Genomic DNA, 18557 nt, shown 5'->3' with positions numbered 1-18557 from the left:
ACGAAGCTTCACGCCGCCGAAACATCGGCGCCTCCCCACCCCCCGACGCCTGTTACCGCCGCGAAACAGCGCCGTCTCCGCGGCGTACGGGGCCGGGCGTACCGTGACCGCCAGGGCGACCCGATGCCCGCGGAAGGAACCTCATGTCGCAGCGCGTCATCGTCACGGGAGGCTCGGGCGGCATCGGCGCCGCCATCGTGGCCCGGTTCACCGCCGACGGGGACCGGGTCGCGGTGCTCGATCGCCGCGCCCCGGCCGAGGATGCGGCATCCGCGTTCTTCGCCGTCGACCTGCGGGATCCTCTCGACACGCGACGAGCGGTCGGAGAAGCCGTCGAGGCGCTCGGCGGGATCGACGTGCTCGTGAACTGCGCGGGGGTGTTCCAGCACGCATCGCTGCTCGACATCACCGTCGACGACTGGGATCTCGTCCTCGACGTCAACGCCCGAGCGACGCTCGTGACGATGCAGGCCGTCGCCCCCCGGATGCTCGAGGCGCGAGGCGGCACGATCGTCAACATCGCGAGTATGGCCGCCAAACAAGGTGGCGGCGGCGAGGGGCACTACGCCGCCTCGAAGGCGGCGGTCGTCGCCCTCACGCGCGCCGGCGCACAGGAATGGGGATGCCACGGCGTCCGCGTCAACGCCGTGTGCCCCGGCTACGTGCTCACCGACATGGGCGCCGACACGCGTTCGGAGGACGACGTGAGGGCGTGGAGCGCGAAGTCACCGCTCGGCCGACTCGGCGTGCCCGAGGACGTCGCCGGGGTCGCGCACTTCCTCGCCTCCCCCGCGGGCGGTTACCTCACGGGGCAGGCGATCAACGTCACCGGCGGGATGATCATGCACTGAGGCGGGGGCGCGGTGAACAGCGGCGTGTGACCGCGCGTGACGGCGGCCCCGCGGCGCGCCGGAGGGCTGTGGTTACGGTGGGGCTCTGGCATCCGTCCCGCCGTTCCCGACCTGGAGAGCACATGTCCGAGTACTTCGACCGCACCGCCGACAAGACCTACACGAAGGTCTACAAGAACGAGACGCCCGACATCCTCGCCGCATTCGCCGCGTTCGATCAGGCGGTCTTCGCTCCCGAGGGGCGCGCGATCCCGCTGAAGTACCGCGAGCTGATCGCCCTCGCCGTCGGCATCACCACGCAGTGCGTCTACTGCATCGACGGGCACTCGCAGAACGCGGTCAAGGCGGGTGCGACCGAGGCCGAGCTGGCCGAGGCCGCCTGGGTCGCCACCGCCATCCGCGCGGGCGGCGGGTACGCGCACGGCCGCCTGGCGTTCAAGCTCGGCAAGGACGCCCGTCCCCACGAGCACTGACGACTCCTCCCCGTGGACGACGAGACCGGGGCCGGGTCGCCGCAGCCGGGCGGCCCGCAGCCCGACGCCCTTGAGGCGGAGGCGCTGGAGTTCATCCGCGCCCTGATCCGCATCGACAGCGTCAACACCGGCGACCCCGCGACGATCGGCGACGGCGAGACCCGGGCGGCGCGGTTCGTGCAGGCGCAGCTCGAAGACGCCGGGTACGACACGACGCTGGTCGAGCCCGTTCCCGGGCGGGCGAGCGTGATCGCGCGCCTGGCCGGGTCGGATCCGGATGCCGGTGCCCTCGTCGCCCACGCGCACCTCGATGTGGTGCCGGTGGATGCCGCCGACTGGACGCATCCGCCGTTCGGCGCCGAGATCCACGACGGCATGCTGTACGGCCGGGGAGCCGTCGACATGAAGGACTTCGCCGGCATGCTGCTGGCGATCGCGCGGACATTCCGGCGCGAGGGGATCGTGCCGCGCCGCGACCTCATCTTCGCGTTCTTCGCTGACGAGGAGGCCGGGGGCGTGTGGGGTGCGCGATGGATCGTGCGAAACCGCCCCGAGCTGTTCGCCGGGGCGACCGAGGCGATCAGCGAGGTGGGCGGGTTCTCGCTACCGCTGCCCGGTGACCGGCGCGCGTACCTCGTCGCCACAGCCGAGAAGGGGGTCTCGACCGCGACCCTCACAGCCCGCGGGCGCGCCGCGCACGGCTCGCGTCCGACCGCCGACAACGCCGTCGTGCGCCTGGCGCAGGCCGTCGCCGCGGTCGGTGCGCACACGTTCCCCGTGGTCCGCACGGCGACGCTCGAACGGTTCGTCGAGACCTGGGAGCGCGCGGGCGGGCGGATCGACGACCTCGGGTTCGCGGCATCCCTCCTCGACGCGGGGCAGCGCAACACCGCGTCGCCCACGGTGCTGACCGCGGGCGGCAAGCCCAACGTCATCCCCGGTTCGGCGAGCGCCGTCCTCGACGTGCGGATCGTCCCCGGGCAGCACGACGCGGTGCGCGCGGCGCTGGCCGCCGTCGTCGGCGACGACGTCGAGGTGACGTGGGCGCGCGACATCGCGGCGATCGAGTCGCCCGTCGACGCACCGCTGGTCGGGGTGCTGCAGCGCGCGATCAGCGTGGAGGATGCCGACGGGGTGGTCGTGCCGTACCTGCTGCCGGCGAGCACCGACAACAAGCACCTGAGCCGGCTCGGCATCCGCGGGTACGGGTTCGTGCCGTTGCGCGTGCCCGCCGATTTCGACGTGTTCGGACAATTCCACGCCGCCGACGAGCGGGTTCCCGTCGAGGCGCTCGCGTTCGGCACGCGGGTGACGGCGCGGATCCTGCGCGAGGCCTGAAACACCGCCCGGGAGCCCGGTCCGCACCGCGAGCCGCGCCGGACTCCGGCGAGGTCGGGTCCCCACCGTGGGAAGCCTTCCGGATGCCGGTGTCTCAGCGCGCCTCTCCGGCCCGCGGCACCCCGGTCCGCACCGATAGCGCGCCGCCCTTCTGCCGTCGAGCGCATTACCGCCCGTGACACCGGGTTTCGGTGCGTGGCGGAGCGTTTCGACCCGTGAATCCGCGCCTCGCGGAGCTCTCCGAGGCGGTCGTACCGTGACCCTCACCCACCGACGCCCCCGCGTCGTTCCGGAGTCTCGAGGAGTACGCCATGACCACCACCGCGCCGGCACCCGCCGACCGCACGGCACCGCCTGCCGCGTCGACCGCCGAGGTCGACCTCGGCACGATCGCCGTGGTCCCCACCCGCCACTGGTGGCGCTGGATCTTCAGCGCCCTGCTCTTGTTCGTCGTCGCCCAGTTCGCCTGGAGCCTCGTGACGAACGACCGCTACATGTGGGGCACCTTCGCGCAGTACTTCTTCGCGGAGCCGGTGCTGATCGGCATCGGGTACACGCTCGGGCTCACCGCGATCTCGGCCGTCGTCGGCTTCGCGCTCGGGACCCTGCTGGCCCTCGGCCGCCTGTCGGCCTCCCCTCTGCTGAACGCCGTCGCGTGGGGCTACATCTGGTTCTTCCGGTCGGTGCCGCTCGTGGTGCAGATCATCGTCTGGTACAACCTCGGCTACCTCTACCCGACGCTCGGCCTCGGCACCCCGTTCACGACCGACTTCTGGATCGTCGAGTTCCCCACCGTGCAGCTCGTGAGCGCCTTCGCCGCGGCGATCCTCGGCCTGGGCCTTCACCAGGCGGCGTACTCCGCCGAGATCATCCGCGGAGGGCTCGTCTCGGTCGACCCGGGCCAGCACGAAGCGGCTGCGGCCCTCGGGATCCCGGCATCCCGTCGCCTGTTCCGCATCATCCTCCCGCAGGCGATGCGCTCGATCGTGCCGAACGCCACGAACGAGGTGATCGGGCTCGTGAAGGGCGCGTCGGTGGTGTTCGTCATCGCGATCCCCGAGCTGTTCTACGCCGTGCAGGTCATCTACAACCGCAACAGTCGCGTGATCCCGCTGCTGCTGGTCGCGGTGGTCTGGTACACGCTCATCACCACGATCCTCAGCGTCGCGCAGTACTACATCGAGCGGCACTACGCCCGCGGTTCGGCCCGCGCTCTTCCGCCGACGCCGGTGCAGCGCACCCGCCGCTGGGTCAGCGCGCAATGGGCACGGCTCGGCGACGCCCCTCCCGGCGGAACGGATGCCGACGGCCCCGCCGCCGCGAACGGGGTGCGCGCATGAGCGCCATCGCCCCCACTCGCGGACTCGTCGAGGTCCGCAACGTCCACAAGACGTTCCACGGCACCGAGGTGCTGAAAGGCATCGACCTGACGGTGCGCCCCGGCGAAGTCGTGGCGCTGCTCGGCCCGAGCGGCTCGGGGAAGTCGACGCTGCTGCGCACGATCAACCACCTCGAGACCGTGGATGCCGGCTCGGTCACCGTCGACGGGGAATTCATCGGCTACGAGCTCCGCAACGGCAGACTGCACGAACTGCGCGAGCGGGAGGTGCTGCGACGTCGCACCCAGGTGGGCATCGTCTTCCAGAACTTCCACCTGTTCCCGCACCTGACCGCGCTGGAGAACGTCACCGAAGCACCCCTGGCCCTGAGACGCCTCGGCAAGGATGACGCCGCCGAACTCGCGCGCGGATTGCTCGACCGCGTCGGACTCGCGCACAAGGCCGACGCCTACCCGCGGCAGCTGTCGGGCGGCCAGCAGCAGCGCGTCGCGATCGCCCGCGCCCTGGCGCTGCAACCGAAGGTGCTGCTGTTCGACGAACCGACGAGCGCCCTCGACCCGGAGCTCGTGGGCGAGGTGCTCGACGTCATCCGCGACCTGGCGAAGCTCGGGACGACGCTCGTCATCGTCACGCACGAGATCGGCTTCGCCCGCGAGGTCGCCGACCGCGTGGTGTTCCTCGACCAGGGGCGCATCGTCGAGCAGGGCACGCCCGACGACGTGCTCGTGCGCCCGCAGCACCCGCGCACGCGCGAGTTCCTCGCGAAGGTGCTCGGCTGACGCGCACCCCCGACACAGGTCTTCGAGCCCGTCGAAGGGACCGGGACCGACGATGCGCCCGGTGCAACCCAGGTCCCTGAGCCCGTCGAAGGGACCGACACCCACGATGCGCCCCGTGGCTTCGACAGGCTCAGCCACCTCCGACCCCGCGACGCGACCCCGCGCCACGGCATCCCACCCTCACAAGGAGACACACACCATGGCCCTCAGCAAGAAACAGGGGATCGCCCTCGGCGTGATCGCCGCCGCCCTCGTCGCCGTCGTCGGCGTGGGCGTCACGATCGGCCTCACCCGCCCCGTCGAGGCGGAGGCAGCGGCCGCCCCCACGGCCACCGCCGGCGCGAACCCCGACACGGGCGACATCCCCCGCATCACGGGCACGGCCGTGCCCGAGGCCGTCGCCGCCCTGAAGGCGAGCGGCTTCACCCCGATCGAACCCGGCAAACTCACCGTGGCGGTCGGCGCCTTCGTCCCGCCGCTCAGCTACCAGCCCGAGGGCACGACCGCCGCGACCGATGTCGCCGGCACGGAGCCGAACGTCGGCGAGCTCATCGCCGAGGGTCTCGGCCTGGAGTACAACCCGGTCGTGGTCGCGTGGGCCGACTGGCCGCTCGGCATCCAATCGGGAAAGTACGACCTGATCACCGCGAACGTCACCGTCACCGACGAGCGCAAGGAGCTGTACGACTTCGCCAGCTACCGCCAGGACCTGCTCGGCTTCTACGTGCGCTCCGACAGCGCGATCTCGAAGATCGAGGAGGCCGATGACATCTCAGGCCTGAAGATCGTCGTGGGCTCCGGCACCAACCAGGAGAAGGTGCTGCTGAAGTGGAACGAAGAGCTGACCGCCGCGGGCAAGGCCCCCGCCGAGCTGAACTACTACGACGACACCGCCGCCGCGACCCTCGCCCTGCAGTCGGGCCGCGTCGACGCCACCTTCGGCCCGAACGCGACCGCCGCCTGGGCCGCGCGCGAGACCGGCCAGACGAAGCTCGTCGGCATCATCCCCGGCGGCTGGCCGCTCGCGGCCGACATCGCCGCGGCGACGAAGAAGGGCAACGGCCTCATCGAGCCCGTCGGCATCGTGCTGAACGCCTACATCGCCGACGGCACCTACGCGAAGGTGCTCGACGCCTGGGGCCTGACGTCGGAGGGCGTCGACAAGAGCGAGATCAACCCTCCCGGACTCCCGAAGTCTTGACCCTCCGGCGGGGCCCGGTCGTCCGCGACCGGGCCCCGCTGCCTGTCCTGCGAGAAGAATGGATGCCATGACCCCCACGCCCCCATCGACCGTGACGATCCGTCTGGTCGAACCGCACGAGTACGCCGAGGCCGGTCGCGTCACCGCCGACGCCTACCGTCACAGCTACGACGGCCTGTCCGAGGCGTATCTCGACTCGCTCGCCGACGTCGCGGGCCGCGTCTCGCAGGGCGAGGTCTGGGTCGCGGTGGACGGCGGCGAGATCCTGGGCACGGTGTGGACGCCCCGACCCGGCGAGCGCCTGTCACCGCTCGCCGAGGACGGCGAACTCGATTTCCGTCAGCTGGCCGTGGCACCGTCGGCGCGCGGTCGTGGCATCGGGGAGCTGCTCACGCGGCACGTGCTGGCGATCGCGCGCGAGCGCGGGGCGGCACGCGTCGTCATGAACAGCGGGCCCGAGATGCTCGGCGCCCACGCGCTCTACGGCAAGCTGGGGTTCCGCCGGCTCACGGAACGCGAGAACCCCGTCGAGGTGGAACCGGGGCGTTTCCTCGACCTGAAGGCCTTCGGATACGACCTCTGAGACGTTCCGGATCCGCTCAGCGTGGCGACCACGTGACGGCGAGCACCGTGACGTCGTCGTCCTGCTCCTGGGCGCCGGCGCGGGTGATGAGGTCGTCCACGAGGGCGTCGATGTCGTGGTGCGCGGCGACCAGGGCGGCGTAGCGGTCGATCGAGTCGAGGGAGCCTCCGAACAGGTCGAGCACTCCGTCGCTCACGCTGACGAGGCTGTCGCCGGGATGCAGAGCCGCGTCGAAGCTGGACCAGCTGGTGCCGACACCGACGGGCAGGTGACCGGACCGGAGGAACTCGACAGCGCCGTCACTGCGCCGCAGCACGGTCAGACCGTGACCGGCGTCGACCCACCGGATCGTGCCGTCGGGGGCGATGCGCGCATGGAAGCACGTGCTGAACTGCGCGCCGACCATATCGGTCGGCCCCGTGCTCAGGCCGACCGCCGTCCGTTCGAAGGCCACGGCCGGATCCGCATCGTCGCGTCCGCTGCGGATGACCGTGCGCACCGCGGCGGCGATCATGCCGGCGCCCGCGCCCTTGCCCATCACATCGCCGAGGGTGACGGCCGCGCCCCCGTCGGGCGTCGGATACCAGTCGAAGAAGTCGCCGCCCACCGTTCGAGCCGGAACGCACGCACCCGCGACCCGGAACGCGTCCGGCAGATCCGAACCGTCGGCGGGTTGGAGCGAGCGCTGCACGAAAGCGGCTTCCGACACCTCCGCCTCGGCGAGCCGTCGACGGTGCTGCGAAAGCGAGAGCTTGAGCAGGGACCGACGCGACAACTCGTTCACCACCCCGCCGACCGCGGCGTACACGAGCATCGCGATGGAGAGGCGGACGAGCTCGCTGGGTGTCAGACCGCGCTCCGAAGAGAGCAGCAGCGGCAGCAGGAGCGCCGCGCAGACCCCGAGCAGCGGGACGAGGATCCGCCACCGGCCGCGTCCGGCTGCGATCCAGATGACCGGGAGCACGACGATGACGAAGAAGACCGATTGGCTGTCGCCGGTGCCGTACCGCAGCAACCCGATCGCGAGGAAGTCACCGAGCGGGACCACGATCTCGGCCCGGCGAAGGGCGGGCCATCGCGCCATGAGCAGCGTCACCACGACCAGGGCGAGTGCCACACCCACGCCCTGCCACATGCGCGCGGCATCGGTGACGAGCAGCCAGGGGATCGCCCCGCTCGCGACGCCCGCCACCACGACGAGAGCCGCCACGACGGCTTGCTTCGCGAGAGGTTCCCACGAGGTCTGCACGGCGGGCAGAAGCCTCGCCCCCGCGCTCAACGGCCGGACACGGGTGCGCGGAAGCTCCTGGGTCACCCTCCCAGTCAACAGCGGATGCCGGGATGGCGGCCGATCTGGTCCGGAACCGCACAGAATTCGGCCGCGTCGCGCAAGCGTCGGGTGCCCCGCGCTCGGTCAGCGCAGCGGCTTGGCGAAGCACCTCGACGACGGGAACCGCTGGTACGGCGGGAAGACCTCGACCGCCCGGTACCCGATGCTCTCGTAGAGCGCGATCGCCTCGGGCTGACGATCGCCGGTCTGCAGGATCAGTCTGTCGGCGCCGCGCCCGCGCGCCAGGCGCTCCAGCTCCGCCATCAGCGCGCGGCTGGCGCCCCGGCCCCGCGCCCTCGGGTCGACGTACACCCGCTTGACCTCCAGCTCGTCGCCGAGGGCACGAAGCGCCGCATGCCCGACGGGCTCCCCCGACGCGTCGATCACCAGCACCGCGTCGACGATGCTCGCGGGATCGACCGCGAAGTCCTCGGCGAGAAGCGCGGCGACCTCGGCATCGAAGGCGGCGAAGACCTCGGCATAGCGTGGGGAGACCTCGGCATCCATCGCCTCGCGCAGCGCGACCGCGCGGCGGTCGTCCCACTCGACGCTCTCGAGGACCCATGTCGCGTGCGAAGCCGTCATCTGGTCAGTATCGCCTTCGTCCCGGAGGACGGAACGAGACGGCGAAACGACCGGTAACACGCCTCTCAGCGTCGCTCGGGACACGAAATGGCAGCCCTTCTCGCGGCTCCGGGTTGCGCGTGATGACCGACGAGTTGCACCGCGCCCGCGACCGGCGCAGAGTGTCCCGGTGACCTCCGCCTCGACCCTGCCTCTCCCCCACGCCGACGCCACCGTCCTCGACAACGCCGCGTGGCATTCGCTCGCCGGCCCGCACGCCTCGTTCGCGATCGGGGGCGACCTCGCGCGGCGCTATCCGGCCGACGTCGCACCCTTCGTCGCCGTGCGCTCGTGGGACGAGCCCGGGGTGTGGGACGCCCTGCACGCGCTCGTCGGACCCGGCGCCGAGGTCGGCCTGTCGGGCTACGAGGGCGAGCTCCCGGCGGGCTGGGAGTACCTCGGCGGCGGCGAGGGCGTACAGCTCGTCGAGACCGACGCCCTGCACACGCGCCCTTTCGAGGAGGCGATCGAGCTCGGGGCCGATGACGCCGCCGACATGATCGCGCTCGTCGAGCGCAACCAGCCGGGCCCGTTCCGACCCCGCACGTACGAGCTCGGCCGGTACATCGGCATCCGTCGGGAGGGTCGTCTCGTCGCCATGGCGGGCGAGCGTCTGCATCCCGCCGGCTGGACCGAGATCAGTGCGGTGGCGGTGGATGCCGACCACCGGCGCCAGGGGTTCGCCTCGCGCCTCGTGCTCGACGTCGCCTTCCACATCCAGCAGCGCGGCGATCGCGCGATGATGCACGCCGCCGCGACGAACGTCAACGCGATCGCCGCGTACGAGAAGCTCGGCTTCGCGCTGCGGCGGCGCAACCGCTTCGCGGCGGTGCGTACGCCGGCATGACCCGCCGCCTGCGCTCCCTCGGCTTCCTCACCATCGGCCTGTTCGACCGCGACGATCCGCGGGCTGGACACGAGACGACGCTGTCGATCATCGAGCGGGGCGAGGACCTCGGCTTCGACAGCGCATGGCTGCGCGATCGCCACTTGCAGTACGGGATCTCCTCTCCCGTCGCGGTGCTCGCCGCGGCATCACAGCGCACGAGTCGCATCCGGCTCGGGACGGCCGTGATCCCCCTCGGGTGGGAGAACCCGCTGCGGCTGGCCGAGGACCTCGCCACCGTCGATGTCCTCTCCGGCGGTCGCCTTGAGCCGGGTTTCTCGGTGGGCCCTCCCCCGCGTCTCGATGATGTCGCCGCTGCCCTGTACCCCGACACCGTCGAGCACGAGGAGTTCGGGTACGAACGCCTCGCGCGGTTGCGCCGCTTCATCTCCGGCGAACCCGTGAGCACCCGCGCCGGCATCGAGGGGATCGAGGAGTTCTCCGAGCGCGTCGAGCCGCACTCCCCCGGCCTGGCCGAACGCCTCTGGTACGGGGCGGGAAGCGCCCGGTCGGCGGCCTGGGCGGCCGAGAACGGCTTCCACCTGCTGACCAGCAGCGTCGTGCAGGCGGGCGAGAGCACCGACTTCGACCAGGAGCAGCACGCGCAGATCCGGCTGTACCGCGAGTCGCATCCCGCGGGCGAGCACGCCCGCGTCTCGCAGGGACTCGTCGTCATCCCCACCGACTCGGCGACTCCCGAACAGCGCCGGCGCTACGAGGCCTATGCCGATGCGCGGCGTGGGCGGGTCGGCATCCCCCAGGGCCCGCGCGGGCTGCTCTTCGCCGAAGACCTCGTCGGCACCGCGGAGCAGATCGCGGAGCGCCTGCTGTCGTCGCGGGCGTTCCCGGAGGTCGACGAGGTGGCCTTCGCGCTGCCGTTCGACTTCGCGGCCGATGACTACGCGCAGATCCTGGACGACATCGCGGGGCGTCTCGGGCCGCTGCTGGGATGGGCGCCTGCCACCTGACGCCCGTCGCGGCGTGAGACCGGCGATCACTGACCGGGCGCCGCTCACCGCAACCGCGCAGAACTCGGGGTCGCGCGGCTCGCGAGAGCCGCGAACCGCCCAGCCTGCGCGAGTGCGGTCGGTCCCGCCGCGCGATTCAGAGCTGCCGCGCCACCGCCCGCTCCAACCGCGCCGCCGCCTCGCGCAGACGCTCCTCGTCGACGTCGCCGTAAGCGAGGCGCAGGTGCCGGTCGGCATCCGTCCCCGGCCCCGAGGGGAAGAACGAGCCGCGCTGGTACTCCACGCCCTCGGCGCTCGCGTCGGCGGCGAGGCGATCGGCATCCACCCGGTCGTCGACGAGTCGCGGCCAGAGGAACAGTCCGCCGTCGGGCACCGTGACGTCGAAGGAACCGGATGCCGAGAGCACCTCGGCCAGGGCGTGCGCCCGCGACCGGTACAGCTCCCGCGCGCCCGTGAGGACCCGGTCGAACAGCCCGGCGTCCCCCGTCAACAATTCGGCGACCACGGCCTGCACGAGCGTCGACGAGTGCGAGTCCTGGCGACTGCGCAGGGCCACGGCATCCGGGACCAGGCGTTCGGGAAGCACGACCCAGCCCAGGCGCAGACCCGGGCCGAGGGTCTTGGTGAAGGTGTTGACGTGGATGACGTGGTCGGAGTCGTGGAACGGGGCGAGCGACTCGGGCTCGCCGTGGAAACGCAGTTCGCGGTAGGGGTCGTCGGCGAAGACGACGAAGCCGTACTTCTCGGCCAGGTCGACGAGCTCGCGGCGGCGAGCCGTGGGCAGCGACGACTGCGACGGGTTGTGGAACTCGGGCACCGTGTAGACCGCGGCGGGCCGGGCTCCGGCGCGCAGCTCCGCGGCGAGCGCATCGACGTCGAGCCCCTCGGCCCCCACGCGGATGGGCAGCACGCGCGCGTCGACGAGCTCGAGCCCGCGCAGGAACAGCGGGAACACCGGGTTGTCGACCGCGACGAGGTCGCCGCCCTCCAGCACCGTCTGCACCGCGACGGCGAGCCCGTGGAATCCGCCGTTGGTGACGAGCACCCGCTCCACGGCCACGCCCTCGTGGGCGGCGATCCACTCGCGCAGCGCCGGGATGCCCTCGGTCCGCGAGTACTGCAGCGACGGCGCGCCGGGCCGGGCGAGCACGCGGGCCGTGGCCTCGGTGAGTTCGGCGGTCGGCAGCACGGACGGATCCGGGATGCCGCCGAGCAGCTCGATCGCGTCCGGACGGCGATCGCGCAGGGTCTGGTCGCCGAACCCCTTCGGCGCTCTGAAGGCCCGGACGAGCGTGGGACGGGAGGGGGCGAGAACGGTCATCGGGAGCTCCGGAGATCGGGGGACGGGATCGCGTCGACGAGGGCGCGCGTGTACTCCTCGCGCGGGTGCGAGAGCACGTCGGCCACGCGTCCGGCCTCGACCACGCGTCCGCCCTGGAGCACGGAGACGGTGTCGGCGATCTGCCGCACGAGCGCCAGGTCATGCGAGACGAACAGGTAGGTGAGGCCGCGCTCGCGCTGCAGGCGGCGGAGGACGTCGAACACCCCCGCCTGCACGGTGACGTCGAGGGCCGAGGTCGGCTCGTCGAGCACGATGACGTCGGGCTCGAGCACCAGGGCCCGGGCGATCGCGACGCGCTGACGCTGGCCGCCCGACAGCGCGTCGGGGCGGCGGCGAGCGAGCTGCGGCGGCAGGCCCACGGCATCCAGGGCTTCGGCGACCTTGGCGGACCTCTCGGTGCGCGTGCCGACGCGATACCGGTCGAGCGGTTCGCGGATGATCCGCCCGACGCTCCACGTGGGATCGAGGGAGGTGAAGGGGTTCTGGTACACGAGCTGGAGGTGACGACGGATGCCGCGGAGCTCCGCCTCGGTGCGCCCGGTCACCGCCGCGCCGTCGACGAGGATCTCGCCGGCGTCGGGGGTCTCGTGCCCCAGCAGCAGGCGCACGGTGGTGGTCTTCCCCGAACCCGACTCGCCCACGAGCGCGTGGGTCGTGCCCGGCGGGACGCGGAAGGAGACCCCGGCCACGGCGGCGCGAGCGGTGCCGTCGACGACGAAGCTCTTCGAGATCTCGCGCACCTCGATGCGGGCGGCGGTGGTGTCGGTGGTCCACGCGTCGACCCCGCGCCCGTCGGCGTGACGGTAGCGGTCGGGGTTGAGGGCCGGGGCGTCGGCCTGCAGCTGCCGGGTGTAATCCGACGTCGGCGCGGCGAAGACGTCTCCGGTGGCGCCCGCCTCCTGGACCCGCCCGTCCTTGAGCACCACGATCTCGTCGGTGCGCTCGGCGGCGATCGCGAGATCGTGGGTGATCAGCAGCAGACCGATTCCGAGCTCGCCGCGCAGCTCGTCGAGGAGGTCGAGGATGCGCTTCTGGATCGTGACGTCGAGGGCGCTCGTGGGCTCGTCGGCCACGAGCAGATCGGGCCGCGGCAGCACCGCGAGGCCGATCAGCACGCGTTGCAGCATGCCGCCGGAGAGCTGGTGCGGGTAGGAGTCGTAGACGCGGGCCGGGTCGGGCAGACCCACCCGGGCGAAGATGTCGAGGACGGCCGCGCGGCGGCCGGGGGCGTCGGTCAGCGCCGCCGCCTCGAGCGCCTGCGCGCCGACCGTGCGCACGGGGTTGAGCGCGTGCGAGGGGTCCTGCGGGACGAAACCGATGCGGCGGCCGCGGAACGGCCGGAACCGCGTCTCGGAAAGCCCCAGCACCTCGTCGCCGGCGAACTCCACGCGCCCGCTCGCCCGACCGGTGTCGCGCGGCAGAAGCCGCAGCACCGACCGTGCGATCGTCGACTTCCCCGACCCGGATTCGCCGATGAGCGCGAGGCTGCCGCCGCGCGGGATCGAGAACGACACGTCGTGCACCACGGGGGTGCGCCCGTACGCGACCGAGAGGTTCTGCACGTGCAGCAGGGGCGCGGGCGTCGCGCCCGCCTCCTCGCGGAGGGGAAGGGTGATGGTCATGACGTCCTCCTCAGCCACCGGCTGATGCGGTTGATCGAGAGCACGGTGGCCACGGTCACCAGGGCCGGCCACACGACGAGCCACGGCGCGCGCGGGTAGTCCTTGCCCGCCGAGATGAGCAGACCCCAGTCGGATGCCGGGGGCGGATCGCCGTAGCCGAGGAAGGCGAGCCCCGCGATGACGAGGATCGACAGCCCGAACTGCAGCACGGCGAGCGGGATGAGCGAGCGCGAGGCGTTGGGGAGCACGTGCCGGAACAGCACGTGCAGGGTCGATCCGCCCTGCAGCCGCGCCGCCTCGACGAACACCGACGAGCGCACGCGCAGCACCTCGGACCGCATGACCCGCGCGAACACCGCCACGGCCGAGACGCCCGTCGCGATCGCGGCGTTGATCGTCTGGAAGCCGAGCGAGCTGACGATCACGACGGCGAGCAGGAACGCCGGGATCGCCAACAGCACGTCGACGAAGCGGGCGAGCACGGTATCGGTCCACGAGCCGAGGAACCCGGCGAGCAGGCCGATGAGGCCCCCGACGACGACCCCGATCGCCACGGCGACCAGGGCGCTCGTCACCGACGACTGCGCGCCGAAGACGATGCGGGCGAACAGGTCGCGACCGAGGTGGTCGGTGCCCAGCAGATGCGCCGCGCTCGGCGGTTGCAGCTTGTCGGCGGGCACGCCCTGCGCCGGATTCTGCGCGGTGAAGAGCCACGGCGCGAGCGAGAACGCCACGACCACGGCGACGACCCCGAACGAGACGATCACGTCGACCGGAACGGACAGACGGATGCCACGGATGCGGGCGAGCGGCCCGCCCGGGGCGGATCCCGACACCGATCCCGGCGACGGGTCGGCCGCGGACGGCACCGGGGCCGCGACCGGGGACAGGGGTGCGGCGGTCATACGATGCTCACCTCTTCACGCAGCGCCGGTGCGGGTGCATCGGCCGCGGGGGCGGCGACGGTGCTCCCGCGCGAGCCGATCGACACCCGCGGGTCGAGGAGCGGGTAGGCCAGGTCGGCGACGAGGTTGACCACGACGAACACGATCGCCGCGAGAGAGACCACCGCCTGCAGCACCGGAAGGTCCTGGCTCGCGACGGCCTGCTCCACGAGGGTCCCGATGCCCACGCGACCGAAGATCGCCTCCGTGATGAGCGCGCCGCCCAGCAGCTCGCCGACGATCAGCGCGAGCACGGTCACCGTCGGCAGCGCGGAGGGCTTCACGAGGTGACGCAGGAACAGCGCGCCTTGACCGAGGCCGCGTGAGCGCGCCACCGCGACGTACTCCTGCCGCGACTCGTGGTCGAGCGAGGCGATGAGCACCTCGGCGAGCTGCGCCGAGACCGGGATGCCGAGGGCCACGGCCGCGAAGAACGTTCCCCAGGGCGTCTCGGTGTCGATCATGCTGAACAGCCCGAGCCCGAAAGCGAACACGTGGATCAGCAGCAGGCCGATCACGAAGTTCGGCACAGACAGGAAGAGCGAGGGCAGCGAGCGCAGCACTCCCTGACCGAACCGGGGCGGGAGGAACTGCGTGCCGTACGCGATCGCGACGGCCAGCACCACGGCGACCAGCAGGGCGGCCCCCGCGAGACTGAGCGTCGAGCCGAGCGCGTCGAGCACGAGGGTTCCGACGGGCAGGTTCGAGCGCAGGGAGACGCCGAGATCGCCGACGACGAAGCGCCCGAGCGACGACCCCAGCTGCACCCACCACGGCTGGTCGAGGCCGTAGTACGACACGATGCGGGCGATGTCGTCTTCGGTGAAGCCGTTGTCGGGGTTGCGCAGGGTGCTCGTGATCGGGTCGCCGGGCAGGATGCTGATCACGAAGAACGTGAACAGGTACGCCAGCAGCACGACGACGAGCGCCTGGCCCGTGCGCCGCAGCGCGAAGCGGCCGTAGGTGCCGAGCATGCTCTCTCCTTTCGTTCGCGAAGGTCGGGAGGACGTCAGCGGGTGAGCCAGGCGTCCAGGTAGTACGCGTAGGCGAGGCCGTTGTACGAGACGCCGTTCACCTCGGGCGCCTGAACGTAGACGCGCTGCACGATCTGGGTGAGCGGCACGAAGTAGCCCTGCTGAAGGATGTAGCCCTGCAGCTCGTCGGCCACCTTCGCGCGGGCGTCGCGGTCGGTGGCCGTGGCGATGCGCGTCGACAGGTCGTTCAGCGTGGCATCCGACGTGCCGACCTTGAACCAGTCCTCGTCGCCCTTCTTCTGCGAGGTCAGGACGCCGGCCACCGTCCCGACGTCGACGAAGCTGCGGGTGATCTCGTTCGCGGGGACCGCGGCGTTGCCGATGACCTTCTGCCCGTAGGTCGGAACGTCGTAGGTCTCGAGGTTCACCTCGAAGCCGAGGTTCGTCAGCTGCTGGTCGACGAGCTCATCGACGGACTGCGACGCCTGGAGGTAGGGGTTGGGGTAGAGCGTGAACGACATCTTCTGGCCGTTCTTCGTGCGGACGCCGTCGGCGCCCTTCGTCCAGCCCGCCTCGTCGAGCAGGGCCACGGCCTTGTCGGGGTCGTAAGCGAAGTCGGCCGTGTGGTCGGTGGCCTCGGGCACCGTGCTCTGGAACAGCGACTCGGCCGCGAACCAGTCGGGGGTGTAGACCGTCGAGAGGATCTCGTCACGGTCGATGCCGTGCTGCACGGCCCGGCGCACCGTGATGTCGTCGAAGGGAGCCACCGAGGTGTTCAGGGCGTACCCGTTGACGAACCCGAGGTAGCGGGGCGTCTCGACGGTCAGTCCCTCGCCCTTGAGCGCCTCGAGATCCTGCGGGCTGGCGTTGTACGCCACCTGCGCCTGGCCCGACTCGACCGAGGCGGTGCGCAGGGTGGGCTCGGCGACCTGCTTGTAGGTGATCGTGTCGAGGTAGGCCGGGCCCTCGTGGCCGACGGCCTCGGGGCCCCAGTCGTAGTCGTCGCGCTTCTTCAGCACGACGCTGTCGCCCTCGGCGACCTTCTCGACGACGAACGGGCCGCTGCCGATGTCTTTCGTGAGGTCGGCCTGCTGCGCGGCGGGGAGGGCGAGGGTCGCCGGCGAGATCAGGATCGAGCCGTGGTAGGCCAGGGTCGGGAGGAAGCTCAGGGTCGGAGCCGAGAACGACACCGTCACCGTCGTGGCATCCACCGCTTCGGCGCCCACGTAGTTCGCCGAGGGGAACAGGCCGATGCGGTTGATGCCGTCGTCGGGGCGCCCCTTGGCCCAGATGTCGATGTTCGCGACGACCGCGGCGGCATCCAGGGGCGTGCCGTCCGAGAAGGTGACGCCGTCCTTGAGGTGCAGGGTGAACTGCGTCTTGCCGGCGTTCTCGTCCCAGCTCTCGGCGATCCACGGGCTGAGGGTGCCCTCGGCGTCGACGTAGATCAGCTTGTCGGTGAGGTTGCCCCAGATCTGGCCCTGGTAGCTCGAGATCGCGCTGTTGTTCGGGATCCAGGTCGCGCCGAGCGAGTCGATCAGGAAGACGAGGTCGCCGCCGGGCTTCGGCGTCGAACTCTCGGCCGGGCCGGCTGCGGTACCGGCGCCGCATCCGCTGAGCAGGACGGCCCCGACGGTGAGGGCGGAGGCGACGCCGAGGAGGCGTCGGAGACGAAGGTTCATGACGAGTCCTTGTGCTGTGGGGAGGTGCTGTGGGGAACGGGTTTCAGAGGGCTTTTCCGGGGTTGAAGAGCCCGGTCGGATCGAGCGCGTCCTTGATCGCGAGCTGGGCCACGCGCACGCGTTCCGCGAGCTCTTCAGCCGCGAGCTCGCGCTTGACCGTGCCGATGCCGTGCTCTCCGCTGACCGTGCCGCCGACGGCGAGGGCCGCGCGGACGAGGTCGTCGGCCGCGTCGTGCAGGACCGCGGGAAAGGCGGCGGGATCAGCGCCGGCGGGGATGGGCAGGGTGATGACGGGGTGCAGGTTGCCGTCTCCGGCGTGAGCGACGGCGCTCACGGCGACGCCATAGCGCTCCTCGAGGGCGGGGAAGCCCGCGAAGACCTCGGCGATGCGCGACTTCGGCACGGCGACATCTCCACCGACGAACCACGAGTCGTCGTCGAACCGGCGCCCGGACCGTCGCAGCTCCCACAGCGTCTCGGCATCCGCGTCGCTCTCGACGCGCACGCGAGCGCCGGCGCTCTCGAGGGCGACGGTGAGCTCGGCGGTCTGCTCGTCGATACCGAAGCCGTCGAGTTCGATGAGCAGCAGGGCCGCGCCCCGGGCACGGAGTCCCGACTCCTGCGCGGCGTCGATGCCGACGAGGGTGGGCTCGTCGAGGAACTCGATGACGCTCGGGCGCACGCGCGACGCGGTGATGGCGCCGATGCCGGCGGCCCCCGCCGCGGTGGAGTCGAAGAACGCCGTCACCGTGCGGCGGGCGACGGGGAGTGGTCGGATGCGGACGGTCGCCCCGACGACGATGCCGAGCACCCCCTCGGATCCGACGAAGAGCGAGACGAGGTCGAGGCCGGTGACGCCCTTGATCGAGCGGTGGCCGATCGAGACGAGACTCCCGTCGGCGAGGACGACGTCGAGGGCGAGCACCGACTCGCGGGTGACGCCGTACTTGGCGCAGCGCAGGCCCCCGGCGTTGGTGGCGATGTTGCCGCCGATGGTCGAGATGCGCCAGCTCGCGGGGTCGGGGGCGTAGAACAGGCCGAGGGGCGCGAGCCTCTCGTTGAGGGCGGCGTTGAGGACGCCGGGTTCGACGACCGCGACCTCGTCGGCGGGCGAGACCTCGACGATGCGATCGAGACGGTCCGTCGACACCACGAGCTGATGACGGGTCGCCGAGGCGCCTCCCGACAACCCGCTGCCGGCACCGCGCGCGACGATGCTCACCCCGTGCCGCCCGGCGAGGAGCACGAGCTGCTGCACCTCGGAGACGGTGTAGGGGAAGGCGACCGCGGGCCCGTCCTCGTCCGCCTCCCCGTGACGGGGAGCGGTTCCGGCGTCGAAGGCAAAGGGGGCCGTCGCGGCCGAGGGCGCGCGCACGTCGAGGTGCGGGGCGACCTCGCGCACGGCGTCGAGCAGGGCGGGCAGACCGGTGAGCGGGGCGACGACGACGGAAGTGCTCATGGGCGAACCTCTCTCCGGGATGCGATGGGCGACGGGACTCCGGCCGAAGGTAGGCCCCGGTGCCGCCGCCCTCACCTCGGCCGACACGGGCCGTAGCGCCCCGTCACCGTCGGAAACGCCGCGTCGCGCGGCGTCACAGACCGCTCCGAGGAGTGCGTCGT

Annotated in this window: 17 protein-coding genes; 9 read left to right on the top strand and 8 right to left on the bottom strand. The window is 71.7% G+C overall.

What is annotated here, in order from left to right:
* Positions 1 to 143: 143 nt before the first annotated feature.
* The 7 genes from AB0230_RS16915 (at position 144) to AB0230_RS16885 (ending at position 6565) form a co-directional block, all read left to right on the top strand.
* Positions 144 to 851 (top strand): SDR family oxidoreductase, encoded by a 708-nt coding sequence (locus AB0230_RS16915; protein ID WP_366377013.1) that lies wholly within the window; start codon positions 144 to 146, stop codon positions 849 to 851.
* Between the two features lie 122 nt (positions 852 to 973).
* Positions 974 to 1324 (top strand): carboxymuconolactone decarboxylase family protein, encoded by a 351-nt coding sequence (locus AB0230_RS16910; RefSeq protein WP_366377011.1) that lies wholly within the window; start codon positions 974 to 976, stop codon positions 1322 to 1324.
* Positions 1325 to 1336: 12 nt separating this feature from the next.
* The gene (locus AB0230_RS16905) at positions 1337 to 2662 is read left to right on the top strand and encodes a M20/M25/M40 family metallo-hydrolase (RefSeq protein ID WP_366377009.1); all 1326 of its coding nucleotides are present in this window, start codon (positions 1337 to 1339) and stop codon (positions 2660 to 2662) included.
* 311 nt (positions 2663 to 2973) lie between these two features.
* On the top strand, positions 2974 to 4002 hold the full coding sequence (locus AB0230_RS16900) for an amino acid ABC transporter permease (protein WP_315993879.1): 1029 nt from the start codon (positions 2974 to 2976) through the stop codon (positions 4000 to 4002).
* Entirely contained in the window at positions 3999 to 4781 is a 783-nt protein-coding gene (locus tag AB0230_RS16895) for an amino acid ABC transporter ATP-binding protein (RefSeq protein WP_366377007.1), read from the top strand. The genes AB0230_RS16900 and AB0230_RS16895 overlap by 4 nt, the downstream gene beginning before the upstream one ends.
* Positions 4782 to 4980: 199 nt before the next feature.
* Positions 4981 to 5982 (top strand): ABC transporter substrate-binding protein, encoded by a 1002-nt coding sequence (locus AB0230_RS16890; protein WP_366377005.1) that lies wholly within the window; start codon positions 4981 to 4983, stop codon positions 5980 to 5982.
* 67 nt (positions 5983 to 6049) lie between these two features.
* Positions 6050 to 6565, top strand: coding sequence for a GNAT family N-acetyltransferase (locus AB0230_RS16885; protein WP_366377003.1), 516 nt, complete (start codon positions 6050 to 6052; stop codon positions 6563 to 6565).
* A 16-nt stretch (positions 6566 to 6581) separates the two neighbouring features.
* Here AB0230_RS16885 and AB0230_RS16880 read toward each other — a convergent pair whose 3' ends face one another.
* Together AB0230_RS16880 and AB0230_RS16875 are read right to left on the bottom strand one after the other, a co-directional pair.
* Positions 6582 to 7880, bottom strand: coding sequence for a SpoIIE family protein phosphatase (locus tag AB0230_RS16880; protein ID WP_363387726.1), 1299 nt, complete (start codon positions 7878 to 7880; stop codon positions 6582 to 6584).
* A gap of 99 nt (positions 7881 to 7979) precedes the next feature.
* Complete coding sequence (locus tag AB0230_RS16875; protein ID WP_366377001.1) at positions 7980 to 8480, bottom strand: GNAT family N-acetyltransferase; 501 nt, start codon at positions 8478 to 8480, stop codon at positions 7980 to 7982.
* A 169-nt stretch (positions 8481 to 8649) separates the two neighbouring features.
* Here AB0230_RS16875 and AB0230_RS16870 point away from each other — a divergent pair, with 169 nt between their 5' ends.
* Positions 8650 to 9366, top strand: a complete 717-nt coding sequence (locus AB0230_RS16870) for a GNAT family N-acetyltransferase (protein ID WP_366376999.1) — start codon at positions 8650 to 8652, stop codon at positions 9364 to 9366.
* On the top strand, positions 9363 to 10373 hold the full coding sequence (locus AB0230_RS16865; protein WP_363577607.1) for an LLM class flavin-dependent oxidoreductase: 1011 nt from the start codon (positions 9363 to 9365) through the stop codon (positions 10371 to 10373). The genes AB0230_RS16870 and AB0230_RS16865 overlap by 4 nt, the downstream gene beginning before the upstream one ends.
* Before the next feature lie 136 nt (positions 10374 to 10509).
* On the opposite strand, the gene AB0230_RS16860 is transcribed toward AB0230_RS16865, so the two are convergent.
* The 6 genes from AB0230_RS16860 to AB0230_RS16835 are packed head-to-tail and all read right to left on the bottom strand — an operon-like array spanning position 10510 to position 18396.
* Entirely contained in the window at positions 10510 to 11694 is a 1185-nt protein-coding gene (locus AB0230_RS16860) for a PLP-dependent aminotransferase family protein (protein WP_366376997.1), read from the bottom strand.
* Positions 11691 to 13337 (bottom strand): ABC transporter ATP-binding protein, encoded by a 1647-nt coding sequence (locus AB0230_RS16855; RefSeq protein ID WP_366376995.1) that lies wholly within the window; start codon positions 13335 to 13337, stop codon positions 11691 to 11693. The genes AB0230_RS16860 and AB0230_RS16855 overlap by 4 nt, the downstream gene beginning before the upstream one ends.
* On the bottom strand, positions 13334 to 14242 hold the full coding sequence (locus tag AB0230_RS16850) for an ABC transporter permease (protein ID WP_363577601.1): 909 nt from the start codon (positions 14240 to 14242) through the stop codon (positions 13334 to 13336). The genes AB0230_RS16855 and AB0230_RS16850 overlap by 4 nt, the downstream gene beginning before the upstream one ends.
* On the bottom strand, positions 14239 to 15255 hold the full coding sequence (locus AB0230_RS16845) for an ABC transporter permease (protein ID WP_366376993.1): 1017 nt from the start codon (positions 15253 to 15255) through the stop codon (positions 14239 to 14241). The genes AB0230_RS16850 and AB0230_RS16845 overlap by 4 nt, the downstream gene beginning before the upstream one ends.
* Positions 15256 to 15290: 35 nt before the next feature.
* Entirely contained in the window at positions 15291 to 16937 is a 1647-nt protein-coding gene (locus AB0230_RS16840) for an ABC transporter substrate-binding protein (protein ID WP_366376991.1), read from the bottom strand.
* A gap of 43 nt (positions 16938 to 16980) precedes the next feature.
* The gene (locus AB0230_RS16835; protein ID WP_366376989.1) at positions 16981 to 18396 is read right to left on the bottom strand and encodes an FAD-linked oxidase C-terminal domain-containing protein; all 1416 of its coding nucleotides are present in this window, start codon (positions 18394 to 18396) and stop codon (positions 16981 to 16983) included.
* Positions 18397 to 18557 lie beyond the last annotated feature (161 nt).

Source organism: Microbacterium sp. NPDC089190, from assembly GCF_040701795.1.
GTDB classification, from domain to species: Bacteria; Actinomycetota; Actinomycetes; order Actinomycetales; family Microbacteriaceae; genus Microbacterium; species Microbacterium galbum.
Note: the sequence above shows the minus strand (reverse complement) of the source record. Positions and strands in the feature narration are given on the sequence as shown.

Coding starts and splice junctions, on each gene's coding strand:
- AB0230_RS16915 (WP_366377013.1), top strand. CDS start 144: ATGTCGCAGCGCGTCATCGTCACGGGAGGCTCGGGCGGCATCGGCGCC.
- AB0230_RS16910 (WP_366377011.1), top strand. CDS start 974: ATGTCCGAGTACTTCGACCGCACCGCCGACAAGACCTACACGAAGGTC.
- AB0230_RS16900 (WP_315993879.1), top strand. CDS start 2,974: ATGACCACCACCGCGCCGGCACCCGCCGACCGCACGGCACCGCCTGCC.
- AB0230_RS16895 (WP_366377007.1), top strand. CDS start 3,999: ATGAGCGCCATCGCCCCCACTCGCGGACTCGTCGAGGTCCGCAACGTC.
- AB0230_RS16890 (WP_366377005.1), top strand. CDS start 4,981: ATGGCCCTCAGCAAGAAACAGGGGATCGCCCTCGGCGTGATCGCCGCC.
- AB0230_RS16885 (WP_366377003.1), top strand. CDS start 6,050: ATGACCCCCACGCCCCCATCGACCGTGACGATCCGTCTGGTCGAACCG.
- AB0230_RS16875 (WP_366377001.1), bottom strand. CDS start 8,480: ATGACGGCTTCGCACGCGACATGGGTCCTCGAGAGCGTCGAGTGGGAC.
- AB0230_RS16865 (WP_363577607.1), top strand. CDS start 9,363: ATGACCCGCCGCCTGCGCTCCCTCGGCTTCCTCACCATCGGCCTGTTC.
- AB0230_RS16860 (WP_366376997.1), bottom strand. CDS start 11,694: ATGACCGTTCTCGCCCCCTCCCGTCCCACGCTCGTCCGGGCCTTCAGA.
- AB0230_RS16855 (WP_366376995.1), bottom strand. CDS start 13,337: ATGACCATCACCCTTCCCCTCCGCGAGGAGGCGGGCGCGACGCCCGCG.
- AB0230_RS16850 (WP_363577601.1), bottom strand. CDS start 14,242: ATGACCGCCGCACCCCTGTCCCCGGTCGCGGCCCCGGTGCCGTCCGCG.
- AB0230_RS16845 (WP_366376993.1), bottom strand. CDS start 15,255: ATGCTCGGCACCTACGGCCGCTTCGCGCTGCGGCGCACGGGCCAGGCG.
- AB0230_RS16840 (WP_366376991.1), bottom strand. CDS start 16,937: ATGAACCTTCGTCTCCGACGCCTCCTCGGCGTCGCCTCCGCCCTCACC.
- AB0230_RS16835 (WP_366376989.1), bottom strand. CDS start 18,396: ATGAGCACTTCCGTCGTCGTCGCCCCGCTCACCGGTCTGCCCGCCCTG.